The sequence below is a fragment of the Prevotella bivia DSM 20514 genome (assembly GCF_000262545.1).
GTDB classification, from domain to species: domain Bacteria; phylum Bacteroidota; class Bacteroidia; order Bacteroidales; family Bacteroidaceae; genus Prevotella; species Prevotella bivia.
The window spans coordinates 1,120,611-1,139,847 of record NZ_JH660660.1; the positions used below are offsets into that span (position 1 = coordinate 1,120,611).

Consider the following 19,237-nt stretch of genomic DNA (forward strand, 5'->3'; position numbering starts at 1 on the left):
ATTAATGAAGAAGTTTATTGAGACTCTGAAGAACTGTTGGAAGGTAGAAGATTTGCGTCAGCGTCTTCTTATCACTATTCTGTTCGCAGCTATTTACCGTTTTGGATCTTTTGTGGTTCTTCCTGGTATTAATCCAGCATTGTTGGAAAAATTGCAGTCACAGACCGCGGGTGGCTTAATGTCGCTTTTGGACATGTTCTCAGGTGGTGCATTTTCTCATGCGTCAATTTTCGCATTAGGAATTATGCCTTACATCTCAGCTTCTATCGTTATGCAACTTCTTGCTGTTGCTGTTCCTTATTTCCAAAAGTTACAGCGTGAAGGCGAGAGTGGAACAAAGAAAATAAATTGGTACACACGTGCCTTGACAGTATTTATATTATTGTTTCAGGCACCTATGTACCTAACTAATCTAAAGGCTCAAGCTGCAGGAGCACTTGCTTCTGGTATAACTTGGACAGCATTTGCAATTCCAGCTACAGTTATTCTAGCTGCAGGTTCAATGTTTATCCTTTGGTTAGGTGAGCGTATTACAGACAAAGGTGTAGGCAACGGCATCTCTTTAATTATTATGTTAGGTATCATAGCACGTCTTCCACAAGCTTTCTTCCAAGAGCTTACAAGCCGCTTCGAAGCAATTACTGGTGGTGGATTTGTTATGTTTATCGTTGAGATCATTGTTTTATATCTTGTTGTCTGTGCTGCGATTCTTCTTGTTCAAGGAACTCGACAGGTTCCTGTGCAATACGCAAAGAAGGTTGTAGGAAATAAACAATATGGTGGAGCTCGTCAGTACATTCCTTTGAAATTGTTTGCTGCAAATGTAATGCCTATCATCTTTGCGCAGGCTTTGATGTTTATTCCATTAGCAATAGTTCAATATTCAACTGATAGCGCAAGCTCTATTCTTCAGTCAATGATGAATACAAAGAGCCTTCCATACAATATTCTTTATGTTATCCTTATCATTGCATTTACATATTTCTATACTGCTATTACATTGAATCCTACTCAAATGGCTGAAGATATGAAGCGTAATAATGGCTTTATTCCTGGAGTTCGTCCAGGTAAGGATACTGCAGATTATATTGATACAATTATGTCTCGTATTACTCTGCCAGGTTCTCTCTTTATTGCTTTTATTGCGATTATGCCAGCATTTGCAGGATTTCTTCATGTACAAGATGCATTTGGACAGTTCTTTGGTGGTACTTCACTATTGATTCTTGTTGGAGTTGTTATAGATACTTTGCAGCAAATAGAATCACATTTGATGATGCGCCATTATGATGGTCTATTGAATTCTGGTCATACACGTAATAGTGTATCTGCCTATTAATTCTTTGTCTTTAACTATGATTTCTAAAAATGATGTAATACAATATATAAGAGACGCTTCGTTCAGTTACTTATAGGCTGAACAAGCATCACTTGTTATATCTACAATTAGAAAAATAAAGTAAAAATTATATATGGCAAAGCAAACTGCAATAGAACAGGATGGCACAATCCTAGAAGCACTTTCCAACGCAATGTTTCGCGTAGAGTTAGAGAATGGTGTAGAAATCATCGCTCATATCTCAGGAAAGATGAGAATGCACTACATTAAAATTTTACCAGGAGATAAGGTAAAGGTCGAGATGAGTCCTTATGATCTTACGAAAGGTAGAATCGTTTTCAGATACAAATAAATATCATAAGATATATGAAGACAAGAGCATCATTAAAGAAGCGTACAGCCGACTGTAAGATCGTTCGTCGAAAAGGTCGCTTGTTCGTTATCAACAAGAAAAACCCTAAGTTCAAATTACGTCAGGGTTAAGTTAAAAAAGAGTAAAGGTATGATATTGTACTTAATAATGATTACCTTTGCATACTTTTTAGCGTAAACAGACAATTAATTTAATTAATTATTTTACAATGGCAATAAGAATTGTTGGAGTAGATTTGCCCCAAAATAAGCGTGGCGAAATCGCATTGACTTATATCTACGGTATAGGTCGAAGTAGTTCAGCAAAGATATTGGATAAAGCTGGTATCAGCCGCGACCTTAAGGTTAGCGAGTGGTCTGATGATCAAGCAGCTAAAATCCGTGAAATTATCGGTGCTGAATTCAAAGTAGAAGGTGATCTCCGTTCTGAGGTCCAAATGAATATTAAGCGCCTAATGGATATTGGTTGCTATCGTGGTGTTAGACATCGTAACGGTCTTCCTGTTCGCGGTCAGAGTACAAAGAATAATGCTCGTACCCGTAAGGGTAAGAAAAAGACTGTTGCTAACAAGAAGAAGGCTACTAAGTAATTTTAAGGAGGAAAATTAATTATGGCAAAAAAAACAGCAACATCTAAGAAAAGAAATGTAAGAGTAGATGCTATGGGGCAACTTCATGTGCATAGCTCTTTTAATAACATTATTGTATCTTTGGCTAATAATGAAGGTCAGGTTATTTCTTGGTCTTCTGCAGGTAAGATGGGATTCCGTGGTTCTAAGAAGAATACTCCTTACGCAGCACAAATGGCTGCAGAGGATTGTGCTAAGGTAGCATTCGACTTAGGTCTACGTAAAGTTAAGGCGTTTGTTAAGGGACCAGGTAATGGTCGTGAGAGCGCAATTCGTGCGGTAAACGCTGCAGGTATTGTCGTTACAGAAATTGTAGACGTAACTCCATTACCACATAACGGTTGTCGTCCTCCTAAGCGTCGTCGTGTATAATCACATCTTATAAAAGTTTAAAGCAAAAAAAATATGGCAAGATACATAGGTCCAAAAACTAGAATTGCACGCCGTTTTGGTGAGCCAATTTTCGGCGCAGACAAAGTGTTGGCTAAGAGAAATTTCCCTCCTGGACAGCATGGAAATAACCGTCGTCGTAAGGTTTCTGAATACGGTGCACAGTTGGCTGAAAAGCAAAAAGCTAAATATACTTATGGAGTTTTAGAGCGTCAATTCCGCAATCTGTTTGAAAAGGCAGCTAAGTCTAGTGGTATCACTGGTGAAGTTCTTCTACAAAGTCTAGAAGCACGTCTTGATAACGTTGTATTCCGTCTTGGTATAGCTCCAACTCGTGCAGCTGCGCGTCAGCTTGTAGGTCACAAGCACATAACTGTAAATGGTGATGTCGTAAATATCGCTTCTTACAATGTAAAGGCTGGTGATGTCGTTGGTGTTCGTGAGAAGGCTAAGTCGCTAGAGGTTATTGAAGCTGCTTTGGCTGGCTTTAACCATAGTAAGTATCCTTGGTTAGAATGGGATGAGAATGCTAAGGCAGGTAAGTTCCTACACAGACCAGACCGCGCTGATATTCCTGAGAATATTAAAGAACAGTTGATCGTTGAGTTGTACTCTAAATAATTAAAAATCATTCAATTAATGGCGATATTAGCATTTCAAAAACCTGATAAAGTTGTGATGCTGGAGGCAAATGATACTTTCGGTAAATTCGAATTTCGTCCTTTAGAGCCTGGCTTCGGTGTTACTATTGGTAACGCTTTACGTCGCATCCTCCTTTCATCTCTTGAAGGTTTTGCAATCAACACCATACGTATAGCAGGTGTTGAACATGAATTCTCTTCAGTACCAGGTGTTAAGGAAGATGTTACCAACATCATCTTGAATCTAAAACAAGTTAGATTTAGGCAAGTAGTAGAAGAATTCGAGAATGAGAAAGTTAGTATCACTGTTGAGAATTCTACAGAATTCAAAGCAGGTGATATTAGCAATTATCTGACTGGATTTGAAGTGTTAAACCCTGATTTGGTGATTTGTCATTTAGATTCAAAAGCATCTATGCAAATTGAACTTACAATCAATAAGGGTCGTGGTTATGTCCCAGCTGATGAGAACCGCGAATTCTGCACAGATGTAAATGTACTCCCAATCGATTCAATCTACACCCCGATACGTAACGTAAAATATTCTGTTGAGCCATATCGTGTTGAGCAGAAGACTGACTATGATAAGTTAGTTATTGAAGTTACAACGGATGGTTCCATACATCCAAAGGATGCATTGAAAGAGGCTGCTAAGACTCTTATTTATCACTTTATGTTATTCTCTGATGAAAAGATTACATTGGAATCTTCAGATCAAGAAAATAATCAAGAGTTCGATGAGGAGATCTTGCATATGCGTCAATTATTGAAGACTAAGCTAACAGATGCTTCTTTGAATTTGAGTGTTCGCGCACTTAATTGTTTGAAAGCAGCTGATGTGGAAACACTTGGAGACTTAGTACAATACAATAAGACAGACCTCTTGAAGTTCCGCAACTTTGGTAAGAAATCGCTTTCTGAGCTTGATGATTTGCTCGAAGGTCTGAATCTATCATTTGGAACCGACATTACAAAGTATAAATTGGACAAAGAATAAGACTTTTTATTAGCTCTTCTTTATTCTCTTAAGGTTAAAGAAGAGTTTATAAATTGCTTATAGCTTGTTCACAAGAAGACAAAAATAATGAGACATAATAAAAAATTCAACCATTTAGGTCGTACTGCTCCACATCGTGCTGCATTGCTTTCAAATCTTGCAATAGCATTGATCGAGCACAAAAGAATCACTACGACACTAGCAAAAGCTAAGGCTCTTAAAAAGTTCGTTGAGCCATTGATTACACGTTGTAAGGAAGATACAACAAACTCACGTCGTGTTGTTTTCCGTTATCTACAGAATAAGGAAGCTGTTACAGAATTGTTCAAGAATATTTCTGTAAAGGTAGGCGATCGCCCTGGTGGTTATACACGTGTTATTAAGCTTGGAACTCGTCAGGGTGATGCTGCAGAGATGGCATTCATCGAGCTTGTTGACTTTGATGAGAATATGGCTAAGACTCCTAAGGCAGAAGCTAAGAAAACTCGCCGTAGTCGTCGTTCTACAAAGAAAGTTGAAGATGCTCCTGTGGCTGATGCAGCAGAAGAAGCAAAGGCTGAATAATTATTTATCACCAAATATTAAACTCCTCGGCATTTTTTTATGTCGAGGAGTTTTAGTATCTTACAGCTTTATATGCTATTTCATACAGCATATAAATAACTATTGTTGTCCATTGTTATTTTGATCATATTTGACGACTATAAAGTAATTAATAACGGCTGATCTTTTTTCGGACTGCTATTCGTTTTTAGTTATTTTGTCTGTTACAAAACATAGAAATAATATTTGATATGTAAAAATGCACAGCTAAACTTTCCTTTATAAATTTATATTGCTGTCCGATAAACCTTTTAGTGACTATTTTTAGGGAAATCCCTATATAAAAAGGGGAATGTCTCTGCTAAAAGTTTGATAGTTTGCGTATCTTTGCATATTAAAATACGCTAAAAAGAATGAAAAAGGGGATAATTGTAGGGATGGCTAGCTTAATTTTGTTAACTAGCTGCGGAACATATACTAGTACTGGGGCTTCTCTAGGAGGAATTCTAGGAAGTGCTATCGGGGGTATTGCTGGTGGTGGTCGAGGTTCTGATATAGGGACTATTATCGGAATGGCTGGAGGGGCTATAATAGGTGCAGCCGCTGATAATCGCGTTCAGCAGCGTGAGCGGCAGGAAGTTCACGATCATTATGAGCGTGTCATGCAAAATAAGGAACATGGATATAACTCATATAACGGTATCTCTTTAGATACAGATGATATGTACAGTAACATCACTTCAGAACCTTTTTCCCGTGTTTCTCCCTCTACTGATCCTAGCGGTTTTGATTCCTTGAATACAGGCGATGATCGTCTCTATAATTTTAACGGTAGTGATTATGCAGGCAATTATAGTGCGGTACAGCCCGTAACAAAAGTTCCATCACAGTCAGGTGTAGTCCGTTTAGCTGATGGATATGAATATACACCGAACATTAGTATTGTCAATGCTCGATTTGTCGATGATAATCAAGATGGAGTCCTTTCTCGTGGAGAGCTTGGTAAGATTATCTTTGAAATAATGAATAATGGAGATCATGAGCTAATTGATGTTCAGCCTTCTGTGTTAGAGACGAGTGGCAACACCCATATTTATATCAGCCCTTCTGTCCATATAGAAAGTCTTATGCCTAGTAGCGGTGTTCGTTATACAGCTATTGTTAAGGCAGATAATAAGCTTAAAAATGGCTTAGTAAAGTTTGCTATTACCGTTCTTCAGGGACGTAAAAGTATTAGTAAGGTAACAGAATTTGTTGTCCAGACAAAGAAGTAATCGCTTTTGAGAATCAATGATTACACTAAAAATCCCTCATAGGTCAGTAAAAACTTATGAGGGATTTTTGTTTTTATTCAAAGATACCAGTAACATTGTCCTTTACACGTTTAAAGAAGTCGGTCCACGATTTGCTTGCACCTTCTTTCGATTTGGCTGTAGTAGTAACTTGTTGCTGAGGACGAGCAGGGACTTTGTTCCCACTAGATTTTTGAGCGTTTTTTCTAGGTAGGACTTTGGTATTTACCTTTCGTTCCACCTCTTCAGGTTTATCCTCTTGTGGTTTCTCCCATTCAGGTATAAACTCATAACATACACCAGCCATACCGTATTCCACTTCTGGAACCTCAATAGGTTTCTCGGTATTAGGGCTACGATAGGGGACTTCTGTATTTTTGCGCATCACCTCTATTCTTACATAGCCTATACCGCTAGAAATTGTGCCTAAGGCTCGAGCGGCAGCGTATGAAAGATCAATAATGCGTCCACGAACAAAAGGACCACGATCGGTTACACGTACAATAACCGTATTACCATTTCGCGTGTTTGTAACTTTTAGTTGAGTACCAAAAGGAAGTGTTCTGTGCGCACAAGTAAAATCATTCTTATTATAAGGTTGTCCATTACTCATGCGTCTTCCATGAAGTGCATTACTATAATAAGAGGCTTTACCACTCGTTTGCGCATAGCATTCAAACGAGGTGGTAAAGCCTATTACTGATAATATTACTATCAGGAGATTTCTGAATTTATCCATAATGTATATATTCAGTCCTCTCCCAAGTATTTTTTATATCTCTCCCACTTTGTTGTGGGAGAGATGGAGAGAACTTTATTAAATTACGCCTTGTTCTAGCATAGCCTCAGCTACCTTCATGAAACCAGCGATGTTTGCACCCTTAACGTAGTCGATAGTGCCATCTGGTTGTGTACCAAACTTAACACACTGCTCGTGGATGCTTTCCATGATCCAATGTAGTTTAGCGTCAACTTCAGCAGGAGCCCAATTCAAGTGAGCAGCATTCTGAGTCATTTCAAGACCAGAAGTCGCAACACCACCAGCATTTACAGCCTTACCTGGAGCGAACAATATACCGTTGTTTTGGAAGAAGTGGATAGCGCCTGGCTGGCAACCCATATTAGAAACCTCACAGCAGCACCAGCAACCGTTAGCCTTCAATTCCTTAGCATCTTCTTCGCTTAGCTCGTTTTGGAATGCACAAGGAAGAGCGATGTCAACAGGAACACTCCAAGACTTCTTGCCTGCAGTAAACTTAGCCTTACCAGGGAACTTAGTAGCCATATCTTCTACCTTATTGCGGTTAGAAGCACGCATCTCAAGCATATAGTCGATCATCTCCTTTGTGATACCTTCTGGGATTTCGCAAACACCATCAGGACCAGAGATAGCAACAACCTTACCACCTAGCTCAAGTGTCTTTAAAGCAGCACCCCAAGCAACGTTACCGAAACCTGAAAGAGCAACTTTCTTGTCCTTGATGTCCTTACCAGCCTTCTTTAGAAGGTGTTGTGTGAAGTAAAGAGCACCGTAACCAGTAGCTTCTGGACGGAAGAAAGAACCACCCCATGTAATACCCTTACCAGTCAAAACACCTGTATGATACTGACGTGTAAGTTTTTGGTACATACCATTCATATAACCGATTTCACGACCACCAACACCAACGTCGCCAGCAGGGATGTCCTGATCTGGACCAATGTTATGGCGTAGCTCTAGCATGAATGCTTGGCAGAAACGCATAATTTCAGCGTCTGACTTACCAACTGGGTCGAAGTCTGAACCACCCTTACCACCGCCCATAGGCAATGTTGTTAGCGCATTCTTGAATGTCTGCTCAAAACCTAAGAACTTCAACATAGAAGGAGTTACAGCCTTGTGGAAACGCAAACCGCCTTTGTAAGGGCCAATAGCGCTATTAAACTGTACGCGATAGCCAAGGTTTGTTTGTACCTTACCAGCGTCATCAATCCATGTTACACGGAATGTAAAGATACGCTCTGGTTCAACCATTCTTTCAATAATCTGAGCTTTTTCAAACTCAGGATGCTGGTTGTAAACTTCCTCGATTGACTCGAGAACTTCTTGTACTGCCTGTAGGTACTCAGACTCACCTGGATGCTTCTGCTCCAAGGTTTGCATAATTTTTTTGACTTCCATAGTAGTTTATGCTTTTATTGTTTATGTTAGTTATATCACTTTGTTAAATGATGCGACAAATATATCCAATATTACGCAAACCACCAAAGATTTTGTCGAAAAAAATATTCGCTTCTCTTTACAGATATACACTTATTAATGTACTATGAAAAGATAATTATGCTGCAAATTAATAAAAAAAATATTATTAATGCAACTGAAATGTATGTCTACAAGTATTTATTTTGTATTTTTGTCGAAAATTAAAGAAACAGTGTAAGTTTGTACTTGTTGCTTATTTTAACGCAATTTTACCTTTCAACTCTCTTTATTTCATTTATTTTAGGGAGCTATTGATGAGCTTTTTGCTAGCTTTGTAAGCTCACAAAAATCATTTCTTCCTTATAATATTATCTCAAATTATGAATACCGAGCTATATACATATTATAAAAATCGCATTGCTGAGGTCAATAACATAATGATACACTTAAAAGGCAAAAATACCTATTTTGTTCTTGGGGAGGTTATCACTTTTGCTGGAATTATAGGCTTTATGGTATTTTATGTAATGAATCAAAGTTCTTTTTGGGTGCTACTTTCTTCTCTCCTTAGTTTAATATTGTATATGCTCATTCGTAATTTTGATGCGAAGAATACTAAACAAATAGAAGCGCTTACAGCTTTGCTTAATGTTTATAAACGCGAAGTGAGGTATCATGAAGGTTACTTTGATCAGTTTGCTGCAGGTGAGCAATTTGTGGATGCTCGGCATTCTTTTACTTTCGATCTTGATATCTTTGGTCAGCTTTCCCTTTATCAGCGTATTAATCGATGTGTTACTACTGGTGGTGCTGACTATTTAGCACTTTGTCTTTCTGAGGAAAACCTTGAGCATTCGCAAAAAGCCAAACTCGCACAGATAGGAAGAAGAAGTGAGAGTATTCGAACTTTGGCGCAAGATAGGAAGCTTGTTACACAATTTAAGGCACTTGGTGTAGAGAAAATCATTGATACGGTGGCTATCCAGCAAGCATTAGCAAAGGTAGAAACTATTCGTGTACCTCATTTTTTTGGTACTCAATGGTTCAAGATATTGCTTAATACGAGTTTAGTGGGCTTTTACGTTTCCCTTGTTTTAGCAGTGTTGGGCTATTGTGATTACTCTATACCTTCTATATGGGCTGCAGCCAATTTCAATATCTCATTCTTTGCCTCCTATCGCTATTTGAAGAAAATCACAGTTGCCTTTGACCGTGTTAGACATCAGGTACAGAACTATGTGCGCGTAATGCAGTTGATTGAAACCATTAATGCAGGTTCTTCTGAAGAGCTACAACAGATAAAAAGACGACTTGCGAATGCACTTGCAGCCTTTGAACACCTAGAACGGATTTCACAAAAGATAGATGGACGTAGCAACGAGTTTGGTGTTATACTCTTCAATGTCTTACGGTTAATCGACCTTTCTATCATCAGCTCGTTTGTAAGTTTACAAAACCACTTTAAGGCGAGTACACGCCAGTGGTTAGATGCTGTTAGCAAGTTTGATGCTTTGGTAAGTATGGCAAATTTCCGCCTAAATGAGGATAAAGCTACAGAGGCTAGAGTAGTGGAGAGCAATGAGGTCGTGTTTGAAGCCGAAGGGCTTTATCATCCTTTCTTAGGCGATAAGGCAGTAACAAACAATTTCTCTGTGGAGAATCTACATTATTATATTATAACAGGTGCGAATATGGCAGGGAAGAGTACCTTTCTACGTACCCTCGGTATTAATTATGTATTAGCAATGAATGGACTTCCTGTTTTTGCTACTCGCTTCACCATTTCTATATTCCATCTCTTTACAAGTATGCGCACCACTGACGATCTAGCCAATGGAATTTCTTATTTCAATGCAGAACTGCTTCGTCTGAAACGGTTGATAGGGTCTTTACAGCCCACTATGCCCAATCTTATTATTTTAGATGAAATATTAAAGGGTACCAATTCGCTTGATAAACTCAATGGTTCGCGGCTCTTCCTCGAATATGTTTCTGAGCGCAATGTTACAGGTGTTATAGCCACCCATGACCTTGAACTTTCGAAGATGGATGCCAATTCTCGTTTCCATAATTTCTGTTTCGAGATAGAATTAGGAAGTAACATTGGTTATTCGTATAAACTAGGTGTTGGTGTGGCTCGTAATCAGAATGCAACCTATTTACTGAAAGATATTCTTGCAGATTAAGAATGAGTGAAATCTCTTAGAAAATATTTAACAGCAAACTAATATGTCATCTTTTCAATTGCAAAAGGTGATGTATTGGGGAGCAAAAGGTCATCTTTTGCCGTGTAAACGATGACCTTTCGTATGTTAAACGATGACCTTTTTATTTTATGCTTTTAAGTCGTTGCTAATCAGCTTGATAAGTTGTTTCGTGTTTTGTTAATTCGCTATGTTGTTGTAAGTAAAAATAATTAACTTTACTTAATCCCACTAGATACTTGCTTGCTAGGCATACTATCCTTTTAGGGGCAATATAAAAGCTATATTAGCTGTTCTAATAAAGCCAGCTTCAAAGATTATTGCAATCCTTAAAGCTGGCTTCTTTTTATATCTTTGCGAAAGTTAGGGAAGTTTGTTTAATCCTCCATTAACTTACGGTATCTTCCTTTCTTAATTTCCTCATTGCCCAATCGGCGTGCCTTATTGATTTCGTATTCAGAGTAATCGCCTTCGAAGAATACCACTTCGCCGTCGCCTTCAAAGGCAAGAATATGCGTACAGATACGATCGAGGAACCAACGGTCGTGGCTGATCACTACTGCACAACCTGCAAAATTCTCCAAACCTTCTTCCAAAGCGCGCAAAGTGTTTACGTCAATATCATTGGTAGGCTCATCGAGCAATAGTACGTTGCCCTCTTGTTTTAATGCCAATGCTAGTTGCAAACGATTTCGTTCGCCACCAGAAAGCACTCCGCAAAGCTTGCTCTGATCGGTACCCCCAAAATTGAAACGAGAGAGATAAGCACGTGCGTTGACATCGCGCCCACCCATGCGGAAGAGTTCATTGCCTTGAGAAACTACCTCATAAACACTCTTCTTAGGGTCGATGTCCTTATGTTGCTGATCAACGTATGCTAGTTTTACGGTTTCACCCACTTCAAAGGTACCGCCATCAGCCTGATCTAAGCCCATAATAAGGCGGAAAAGAGTAGTTTTACCAGCACCATTCGGACCAATAACACCCACGATACCGTTAGGAGGTAACATAAAGTTGAGATCCTTGAAGAGTACCTTCTCGCCAAAAGCCTTCTGCACATGCTGTGCTTCAATAACCTTGTTGCCGAGACGTGGCCCATTAGGAATAAAGATTTCCAATTTTTCCTCACGCTCTTTTTGTTCCTCGTTAAGCATTTGGTCGTATGATTTCAGACGTGCTTTGCCCTTTGCTTGGCGTGCTTTTGGTGCCATACGCACCCATTCAAGCTCTCGCTCAAGGGTTTTGCGACGTTTAGAAGCTGTTTTTTCTTCTTGCGCCATACGCTTTGTCTTTTGGTCGAGCCATGAAGAGTAGTTACCCTTCCATGGAATGCCCTCACCACGATCAAGTTCCAATATCCACTCGCTAACATCATCAAGGAAGTAGCGGTCATGGGTAACAGCGATGACAGTACCCTCGTATTGCTGAAGATGTTGTTCCAGCCAGTCGATACTTTCAGCATCAAGGTGGTTGGTAGGCTCATCCAGCAAGAGTACATCTGGTTTCTGAAGCAGCAATCGACAAAGTGCCACACGACGACGTTCACCACCAGAGAGGTGTGTAACGGCTGAGTCGCCAGCAGGACAACGCAATGCTGCCATTGCACGGTCTAGTTTAGAATCCATATTCCAAGCATCGGTAGCATCGATAATATCTTGCACTTCTGCTTGGCGTTGCATCAGCTTATCCATCTTGTCAGGATTGCCATAGTATTCCTCTAGCCCAAACTTTTGGTTGATTTCGTCATATTCTTTTAAGGCGTCATACACATGTTGAACGCCTTCCATAATGTTTTCCTTAACAGTTTTCTCTTCGTTAAGTGGTGGATCTTGTTCAAGATAGCCCACGGTATACCCCGGACTCCATACTACTTCGCCTTGTGTAGGTTGTTCTATGCCAGCGATAATTTTCATCAGCGTAGATTTACCTGCACCGTTAAGACCTATAATACCAATTTTAGCTCCGTAGAAGAACGATAGATATATGTTCTTGAGAATTTGTTTTTGGTTTTGAGGAATAATCTTTGTTACTCCCATCATGGAGAAGATAACCTTCTTGTCGTCAACAGTTGCCATATTTTTGTTTAATTATTTATATTGCAAAATTAAGGAAAACCTTTGAAAAAAGGTGTAATTTTCGGATATTTTAGGAGTGAAAGGAGTTCTTACCTCTTTTTATGCCACTGTCTAAAGTAGAAACTTCTCCACTACCTCTGCCACACCGTCTTTCTCATTAGAGGCGAGAGTTACATAGTTGGCTTGAATACGAATATCCTCGTTAGCATTTGCCATTGCAACTCCTAAGCCTGCAAAACATATCATGCTAAGGTCGTTGTAACCATCGCCACACGCTATTATTTCCTCGCGTTTGATACCTGTTAGTTTAAGGAGTTTTGCAAGCGATTGTGCCTTATCAACATTCAGTGGAACACACTCTAGGAAATAGTCGGCAGAACGATATACACTCATTTTTCCTTCTAACGTTTTAGCGAGTTGTATTTCTACTTCATGGAGTGGGGTAGGATCGCCTACTATTAAGCACTTATTGATAGGGTAAACTATCTGTTCGAGAAAGTTTGAATATAACGTAATGGGCAATTTATTAATGAACGCCTCTTCCTTAACATATTTATCTTCTGTAGAAGTAGCTGCAATGCCTTTACCTTGGTAGGTTAGGATCTGCATACCACCTTTCATAGCACTGTTATATAGCGTTGGAACAAGCTCTGGGGAGAGTGTTTGCTCAAATAAGGTTTCGTTATTCGAGCAATCAATTATCTTGCCACCATTAAAAGCAAGGATATAACCATGATGCTGGTTCAAGCAGAGCTCTTCCGCAAGGTTTTTGATACCATAAGTGGGTCTTCCCGAAGCTAAAACGATGCGTACACCTTTCTTCTGTGCTTGTATCAGTGCTTCTTTTGTTTTAGGAGTAATAACCTTTTTGCTATTTGTTAATGTGCCATCTAAGTCGAGCACTATCATTTTATATACTTGTCTCATACTTTTTACCTTTTTGAGTATCTTTTTATCTTGTACAAAGGTAAGATTTTGAATTATTATCACAGTACTTTTATATCTTAACTTTTATTTTTAGCAGCATACTGCCACTGCAAAAATCAATTATTTAACACTTGTCGATGTTTTTGTTAGTATCCTATTTTGGATAAGACAAAATAAAATATTACTTTTGTATCGGTAAAAAGAAAGAAGGATTAAAATATTCATTTAATTTAAATACATAATAAAAAGTTATGGCAGTAGATTACAAAAAATTAGGTCTTGTAAACACTCGCGAGATGTTTAAGAAGGCTGTAGATGGTGGCTATGCAATTCCAGCATTCAACTTCAATAACCTTGAGCAGCTTCAGGCTATTGTTAAGGCTTCTTCAGAACTAAAATCACCAGTTATTATTCAGGTATCAAAGGGCGCACGTAAATATGCAAATGCTACATTGCTTCGCTATATGGCAGAGGGTGCAGTAGAATACGCTAAGGAGCTTGGTTGCAAGCATCCTGAAATCGTAATTCACCTTGATCATGGAGATAGCTTCGAAACATGTAAGAGCTGTATCGACTCAGGTTTCTCTTCAGTGATGATCGATGGTTCTTCACTTCCATACGAAGAGAACATAGCTTTGACAAAGAAGGTTGTAGACTACGCTCATCAGTTCGATGTAACTGTAGAAGGCGAACTTGGTGTGCTTGCAGGTGTTGAAGATGATGTTGTTGCTGAGGTTTCTCACTATACAAAGCCAGAAGAAGTAGTTGATTTCGCTACACGTACAGGTTGCGACTCTTTGGCAATCTCTATTGGTACTTCACACGGTGCTTACAAGTTTACTCCAGAGCAGTGTACACGCGATCCTAAGACAGGTCGTTTGATCCCTCCTCCATTGGCATTCGATGTTCTTGAAGCTATCGAAAAGGAGCTTCCAGGTTTCCCTATCGTACTTCACGGTTCTTCTTCTGTTCCTCAGAAGTATGTTGATATTATCAATGCAAACGGTGGTAAGTTGCCAAACGCTGTAGGTATTCCTGAAGAGGAACTTCGTAGAGCTGCTAAGAGTGCTGTATGTAAGATTAACATCGACTCAGACTCTCGTCTAGCTTTCACCGCAGGTGTTCGCGAAACATTTACTCAACACCCAGAGTACTTCGACCCACGCCAGTATTGTGGTAAGGCTCGTGAGTATATGGAAGAACTTTATAAGGAAAAGATTACAGATGTTCTTGGTTCAGATAACAAATTGTCTAATCTTGACTAATTTGTTTAGATTATAAGATCTATAAAATAATAACGGTGGTAACCTTTTGATGGTTACCACCGTTTTTTTCGTTCATAAAGCGTTATTGCTTATGGTAGTAATGCTTTTAGTTGCTCTACATACCTCGTAATAGCTTGTTTTGTTTGCATATCTTTTTCTGCATTCATAGCAGTTTCCATATCGGGAAGATATTGTAGATAATCGGTTTCGGCAATGAATTTTGCTGCACGAATGCGTACTTTTGGGCTATTATCGAATAACAATCCTTGCACCCAACGTTTGGCATCCCACGAACGACGCACTTGTAACCAATCTAATGCAGCTATTTTTTCTTCAGATGAGCCATAAAGGAAGGTTTCGTAATAGCTGTGTTCTTGTTTGAGATCGGCTTTGGTCATCAAATATTCTTGGTTATACACATCAGGGCGAACAACATTTTTCTTATATTGCTTGATAGGTAAACCTAGTGTCCAGCGCACCATGCGTGGTATCATCCATTCCATGCCAGGTGTAGCTTCTGGGTGAGCAATGCTACTGAATACCCTTCCTTTACCATAAGTGTTAGCGATGAAGAAAGGTTTGTTGTTTGTCATATTTATAGGTGCATTGCCTTCTTCATGCACATCGCTCTCCATTGTAGCAAAGGAAGTATATTTTATCTGACTGTTTTCGCTAGGAATAAAAACGGGACCCTCATAGTATAGTACGTATGAAAGTGGGCGAGTAGCTAGCTCTGGGAATAGCTTCTTTCCCTCATTGGTGAGCGAGAACTTAGCAATGCCATGTCCACGATTATCGTGTTCTATATCAATGGCTTTAGCACCGTTGATGCGGAAGCAAGCGTAGTTAGGAGTGTCAGAAAAGAGGTAAGCTCCAGCACAAATACCCACCGCACCTTTACCCGAAGCAATGAATTCCTTTACACGTTTCACATTTTCCTCACCCATATTGAGATATTGTGTCGATCCTCCACCGCCTGGTACGATGATCGCATCTAGGTTGTTGAGTACTCCTTTGGCAATATCGGCGGTAGTAAAAGTTCTTACCGTCATATCTCCATCTAATCGGACGGCTTGCACGGCTTCCCAAATGCAGGTTTCTGCACCACCGTGTCCTTGGAAAACACCCACTCTGATAGTTTTTTTATTTTGTGCAAACAAAGTTGTGGTAAAGCAAAATGCCACTACCAACATACAAATCCACTGAAATTGTTTTTTCATACATTTAAAGTTTATATTTTTTATTCTTCTAAGCGTCTGAAGGCTTTAGGTAGGTAATTGATAATATCGCTTGCTATAAGACTCTCTTTGCCCACTTCTCTTGCTGCAAGATCGCCAGCCAAACCATGCAAGTACATTCCTACTAGGCAGGCATTTGTTTGTGAATATCCACGTGCTAAGAGGGCAGTAATGATACCTGTTAGCACATCGCCACTACCTGCCGTAGCCATACCACTATTGCCAGTGCTATTAAAAGCAATGTTGCCGTCTGGTAAACATAGCGCACTGTTATGCCCTTTTAATAGCACATATCCTTGAATAGATTTTGCCAAGTCGGAAGCGCGTACTAATCGTTCATAGTCGTTGTTGGTAGGGGCACCTGTGAGCCGATCTAATTCCTTTGGGTGAGGTGTCATAATAATGCCTTTCGGTAGTTGTTGCATCCATGCACGATGGCTAGCCAATATATTTAGTGCATCGGCATCTACCACGATAGGGCATTGCGTTCTTCTTATTTGAGCAATGAGAGCAATAGCTGTATTCTCTAGTTTGCCTAGTCCGGGCCCAATCCCTAGTGCGTCGAAACCATCTGTGTCTATTGCTTCCGAGAAAGCCGTTTCCTCATGGTCAAGATGTACGATAGCTTCAGGTACTGCTGTTTGCATAATGGTGTTATTAGCTCTAGGTGTGTGTACAGTAGTTTTGCCCACACCCGCTCTTAGGCAGGCACGCGAAGCGAGTATCGCAGCTCCCGCCATACTATAACAGCCCGCAATAATAAGTGCATTGCCCATTGTTCCTTTGTGGGCAAAGTCGTTGCGTGAAAGTAAAAGTTTTCTTATGTCAACTTCCTCTAGTATGGAATAGTTTGCTTCTTTCTTGTTGATAAATTCTTGACTTAGCCTGATGTCAAGTATCTTCACCTCTCCTAAGAATGCCTGATTATCGCCAAAGAGAAAGGCAAGTTTAGGTTGGTGGAAGCTAAGGGTTAGGTTGGCTCGGATGATGTTTGCACGTACATTATATGAATTATCTTCCGAGAGTAATCCCGAAGGAATGTCAATACTCACAACCTTTGCTAAGCTCTGATTGATATACTTTATTAAAGCTGCAAACCCACCTGCAAGCGGCTTGTTAAGTCCAGTGCCAAATAAGCCATCCACTACCAAAGTGTCCTCGGTAAGTTCTGGTGGATCAAACTGAGTAGTTACCTCTATAAAACCTTTAGAAGCCTTACTTTCTAGCAAACGTTGCTTGTTAGTATTGCAATCATCAGACAGCTTATCGCTAATATTAAAAAGAAAGGTCTTAACCTTATAGCCTTCGTTTGCTAGCATGCGAGCCACTGCCAATGCATCGCCGCCATTATTGCCATGACCAGCAAAAACCACAATGGGCGTAAGGCTACTCCAGCGTTCTGTAATGGCATGCGTAACAGCTTTAGCCGCTCGTTCCATAAGGTCGATCGACTTAATATTTTCTTTTTCTATAGTGTATCTATCCAGCTCGTGTATCTGGGAACTTGTAAAAATTTTCATTGCTAAATCTCTATGTAATAACCTTTCTTAAGCTATGAAATTCCTGTTAATAGAGTATTTTACGAAACTCTTTCTATCTATTTTTCTTTCATTCGTCATAGCTCTTGTTCGTAACATATTTGTCAAACACAAAGATAAATAATAGATTTGGAGTTTCCAAAGGTTGCAAGCATAAATTGACGGAGAGGGTATTCTCCTTTTAATACGATCGTTGGAGTATTTGAACGCGAGTTTGAGTTTTGGCTTTTGAATATTCGAAAAATATTGCGCAATTATGTAAATAAAATTACGCTATTTCCTTATGCTAAGTTGTCTATATTTGGGAAAAAGAAAGCTTTAGTAAGGGTTTAGATTTGCTAAAATAATGTATTCTAATGGGATAGTTTGCTATTATTTTCGTAATTTTGCGGAAAATAAAGAATTAAGAAAAATGAGTCGAGTAACCATTTTAGATAAAACATTTGAGACTTCTATTCCAGAAGCTGAAATACTAGAGAGAGTAAAGCGTGTTGCTGAGCAGATTAATAAAGATATGGCTGGTAAGAATCCGCTTTTTCTTGCAGTATTAAATGGCTCATTTATCTTTGCTGCCGATTTAATGCGTTTCATCAATATTCCTAGCGAAATATCATTTGTTAAGCTTGCTTCTTATGAGGGAACTACTTCTACTGGTGAGATTAAAGAAGTAATAGGCTTAAACGAAGATATTAGCGGTCGTGATGTTATCATAGTAGAAGATATTGTAGATACAGGCTCAACTATGAAGCGTATGCTAGAAACTTTAGGAACTCGTAATCCCCGCAGTTTGCATATTTGCACCTTGCTTTTGAAGCCGGGTAAGCTCGCTGTGCCATTGAATGTAGAGTATGTTGCAATGGAAATTCCTAACGACTTTATCGTGGGTTATGGGCTTGACTATGATCAGCAAGGAAGAAGTTTAAGAGATATATATACATTAGTACAAGAATAATGAAGAATATTGTAATTTTTGGTGCTCCGGGTGCAGGTAAAGGTACTCAGAGCGACAAGATGATTGAAAAGTATGGTTTCGGTCATATTTCTACAGGCGACGTGCTTCGCAGTGAGATTAAAAATGGAACAGAACTTGGTAAGACTGCTAAAGGTTATATTGATAACGGACAGTTGATCCCTGATGAGCTAATGGTGAATATCCTAGCAAGTGTTTATGATACTTTTGGTAAGGAGCATAAGGGGGTTATCTTTGACGGTTTCCCACGTACGATTCCACAAGCTGAGGCTTTGAAGAATATGCTATCAGAGCGCAGTCATAAGATTGCTGCTATGATAGAATTGTTTGTTCCAGAAGAAGAATTGATGAAGCGTTTGATCCTTCGTGGACAGCAGAGCGGTCGTTCTGACGATAATGAAGAAACAATTAAAAAGCGTTTGAACGTTTACAATACACAAACATCACCTCTTATCGATTGGTATGAGAAGGAAGGTATTCATCATCATGTAGAGGGCTTAGGCACTGTTGATGAGATTTTTGGTCGTATTGTAGAAGTTATTGACGCTCTATAAATAGTATAGTAGTTAGAGGAGTTAAAGGAGAGTTAGGGTAGTAAAACCAAATGTAATATTTGGTGAAACGCTCAAAAACTC

The 19,237-nt window shown here is 39.3% G+C and carries 19 protein-coding genes; 13 read left to right on the forward strand and 6 right to left on the reverse strand.

Translation table 11 applies throughout. The features are described 5' to 3' along the window. The first annotated feature begins 4 nt into the window (after positions 1-4). From secY to PREBIDRAFT_RS07130, 9 genes are all read left to right on the forward strand, one after another. Complete coding sequence (gene secY / locus PREBIDRAFT_RS07095; RefSeq protein WP_004335773.1) at positions 5-1,339, forward strand: preprotein translocase subunit SecY; 1,335 nt, start codon at positions 5-7, stop codon at positions 1,337-1,339. Positions 1,340-1,472: 133 nt separating this feature from the next. Next, a complete protein-coding gene (gene infA, locus PREBIDRAFT_RS07100; protein WP_004335772.1) occupies positions 1,473-1,691 on the forward strand; it encodes a translation initiation factor IF-1 in 219 nt (72 codons plus the stop codon). Positions 1,692-1,705: 14 nt separating this feature from the next. Continuing rightward, a complete protein-coding gene (gene rpmJ, locus PREBIDRAFT_RS11145; RefSeq protein ID WP_004335771.1) occupies positions 1,706-1,822 on the forward strand; it encodes a 50S ribosomal protein L36 in 117 nt (38 codons plus the stop codon). Positions 1,823-1,920: 98 nt separating this feature from the next. Further along, positions 1,921-2,301 carry a 30S ribosomal protein S13 gene (gene rpsM / locus PREBIDRAFT_RS07105; protein ID WP_004335770.1) on the forward strand — a complete coding sequence of 127 codons (381 nt, stop codon included), beginning with the start codon at positions 1,921-1,923 and terminating at the stop codon, positions 2,299-2,301. A 21-nt stretch (positions 2,302-2,322) separates the two neighbouring features. Further along, the gene (gene rpsK / locus PREBIDRAFT_RS07110) at positions 2,323-2,712 is read left to right on the forward strand and encodes a 30S ribosomal protein S11 (RefSeq protein WP_004335769.1); all 390 of its coding nucleotides are present in this window, start codon (positions 2,323-2,325) and stop codon (positions 2,710-2,712) included. 33 nt (positions 2,713-2,745) lie between these two features. Continuing rightward, positions 2,746-3,351 (forward strand): 30S ribosomal protein S4, encoded by a 606-nt coding sequence (gene rpsD / locus PREBIDRAFT_RS07115; protein WP_004335768.1) that lies wholly within the window; start codon positions 2,746-2,748, stop codon positions 3,349-3,351. A gap of 18 nt (positions 3,352-3,369) precedes the next feature. Then, positions 3,370-4,368, forward strand: a complete 999-nt coding sequence (locus PREBIDRAFT_RS07120; RefSeq protein WP_004335767.1) for a DNA-directed RNA polymerase subunit alpha — start codon at positions 3,370-3,372, stop codon at positions 4,366-4,368. 87 nt (positions 4,369-4,455) lie between these two features. Next, entirely contained in the window at positions 4,456-4,932 is a 477-nt protein-coding gene (rplQ, locus tag PREBIDRAFT_RS07125; protein ID WP_004335766.1) for a 50S ribosomal protein L17, read from the forward strand. A gap of 392 nt (positions 4,933-5,324) precedes the next feature. Further along, positions 5,325-6,185 (forward strand): hypothetical protein, encoded by an 861-nt coding sequence (locus tag PREBIDRAFT_RS07130; RefSeq protein ID WP_004339564.1) that lies wholly within the window; start codon positions 5,325-5,327, stop codon positions 6,183-6,185. Between the two features lie 73 nt (positions 6,186-6,258). Here PREBIDRAFT_RS07130 and PREBIDRAFT_RS07135 read toward each other — a convergent pair whose 3' ends face one another. Further along, on the reverse strand, positions 6,259-6,942 hold the full coding sequence (locus PREBIDRAFT_RS07135; RefSeq protein WP_004335764.1) for a septal ring lytic transglycosylase RlpA family protein: 684 nt from the start codon (positions 6,940-6,942) through the stop codon (positions 6,259-6,261). A 78-nt stretch (positions 6,943-7,020) separates the two neighbouring features. Next, positions 7,021-8,364: an NADP-specific glutamate dehydrogenase gene (gdhA, locus tag PREBIDRAFT_RS07140; RefSeq protein ID WP_004335763.1), complete on the reverse strand. Its 1,344-nt coding sequence runs from the start codon at positions 8,362-8,364 to the stop codon at positions 7,021-7,023. 401 nt (positions 8,365-8,765) lie between these two features. Between gdhA and PREBIDRAFT_RS07145 the strand changes: the two genes are divergently transcribed. Next, on the forward strand, positions 8,766-10,571 hold the full coding sequence (locus PREBIDRAFT_RS07145; protein ID WP_004335762.1) for a MutS-related protein: 1,806 nt from the start codon (positions 8,766-8,768) through the stop codon (positions 10,569-10,571). Between the two features lie 395 nt (positions 10,572-10,966). Here PREBIDRAFT_RS07145 and ettA read toward each other — a convergent pair whose 3' ends face one another. Together ettA and PREBIDRAFT_RS07155 are read right to left on the reverse strand one after the other, a co-directional pair. Further along, positions 10,967-12,664 (reverse strand): energy-dependent translational throttle protein EttA, encoded by a 1,698-nt coding sequence (gene ettA / locus PREBIDRAFT_RS07150; RefSeq protein WP_004335761.1) that lies wholly within the window; start codon positions 12,662-12,664, stop codon positions 10,967-10,969. A 111-nt stretch (positions 12,665-12,775) separates the two neighbouring features. Beyond that, entirely contained in the window at positions 12,776-13,591 is an 816-nt protein-coding gene (locus PREBIDRAFT_RS07155; protein WP_174299182.1) for a Cof-type HAD-IIB family hydrolase, read from the reverse strand. 251 nt (positions 13,592-13,842) lie between these two features. Between PREBIDRAFT_RS07155 and PREBIDRAFT_RS07160 the strand changes: the two genes are divergently transcribed. After that, positions 13,843-14,856, forward strand: coding sequence for a class II fructose-bisphosphate aldolase (locus PREBIDRAFT_RS07160; RefSeq protein WP_004335759.1), 1,014 nt, complete (start codon positions 13,843-13,845; stop codon positions 14,854-14,856). Between the two features lie 89 nt (positions 14,857-14,945). On the opposite strand, the gene PREBIDRAFT_RS07165 is transcribed toward PREBIDRAFT_RS07160, so the two are convergent. Both PREBIDRAFT_RS07165 and PREBIDRAFT_RS07170 read right to left on the reverse strand, forming a co-directional pair. Continuing rightward, positions 14,946-16,049 carry a BPL-N domain-containing protein gene (locus tag PREBIDRAFT_RS07165; protein WP_230583381.1) on the reverse strand — a complete coding sequence of 368 codons (1,104 nt, stop codon included), beginning with the start codon at positions 16,047-16,049 and terminating at the stop codon, positions 14,946-14,948. Between the two features lie 47 nt (positions 16,050-16,096). Continuing rightward, positions 16,097-17,614: a bifunctional ADP-dependent NAD(P)H-hydrate dehydratase/NAD(P)H-hydrate epimerase gene (locus PREBIDRAFT_RS07170; RefSeq protein ID WP_004335757.1), complete on the reverse strand. Its 1,518-nt coding sequence runs from the start codon at positions 17,612-17,614 to the stop codon at positions 16,097-16,099. Positions 17,615-18,044: 430 nt separating this feature from the next. Here PREBIDRAFT_RS07170 and hpt point away from each other — a divergent pair, with 430 nt between their 5' ends. Both hpt and PREBIDRAFT_RS07180 read left to right on the forward strand, forming a co-directional pair. After that, positions 18,045-18,584 carry a hypoxanthine phosphoribosyltransferase gene (gene hpt, locus PREBIDRAFT_RS07175; RefSeq protein ID WP_004335756.1) on the forward strand — a complete coding sequence of 180 codons (540 nt, stop codon included), beginning with the start codon at positions 18,045-18,047 and terminating at the stop codon, positions 18,582-18,584. Continuing rightward, entirely contained in the window at positions 18,584-19,156 is a 573-nt protein-coding gene (locus tag PREBIDRAFT_RS07180) for an adenylate kinase (RefSeq protein WP_004335755.1), read from the forward strand. Before hpt ends, PREBIDRAFT_RS07180 begins: the two co-directional genes overlap by 1 nt. Positions 19,157-19,237 lie beyond the last annotated feature (81 nt).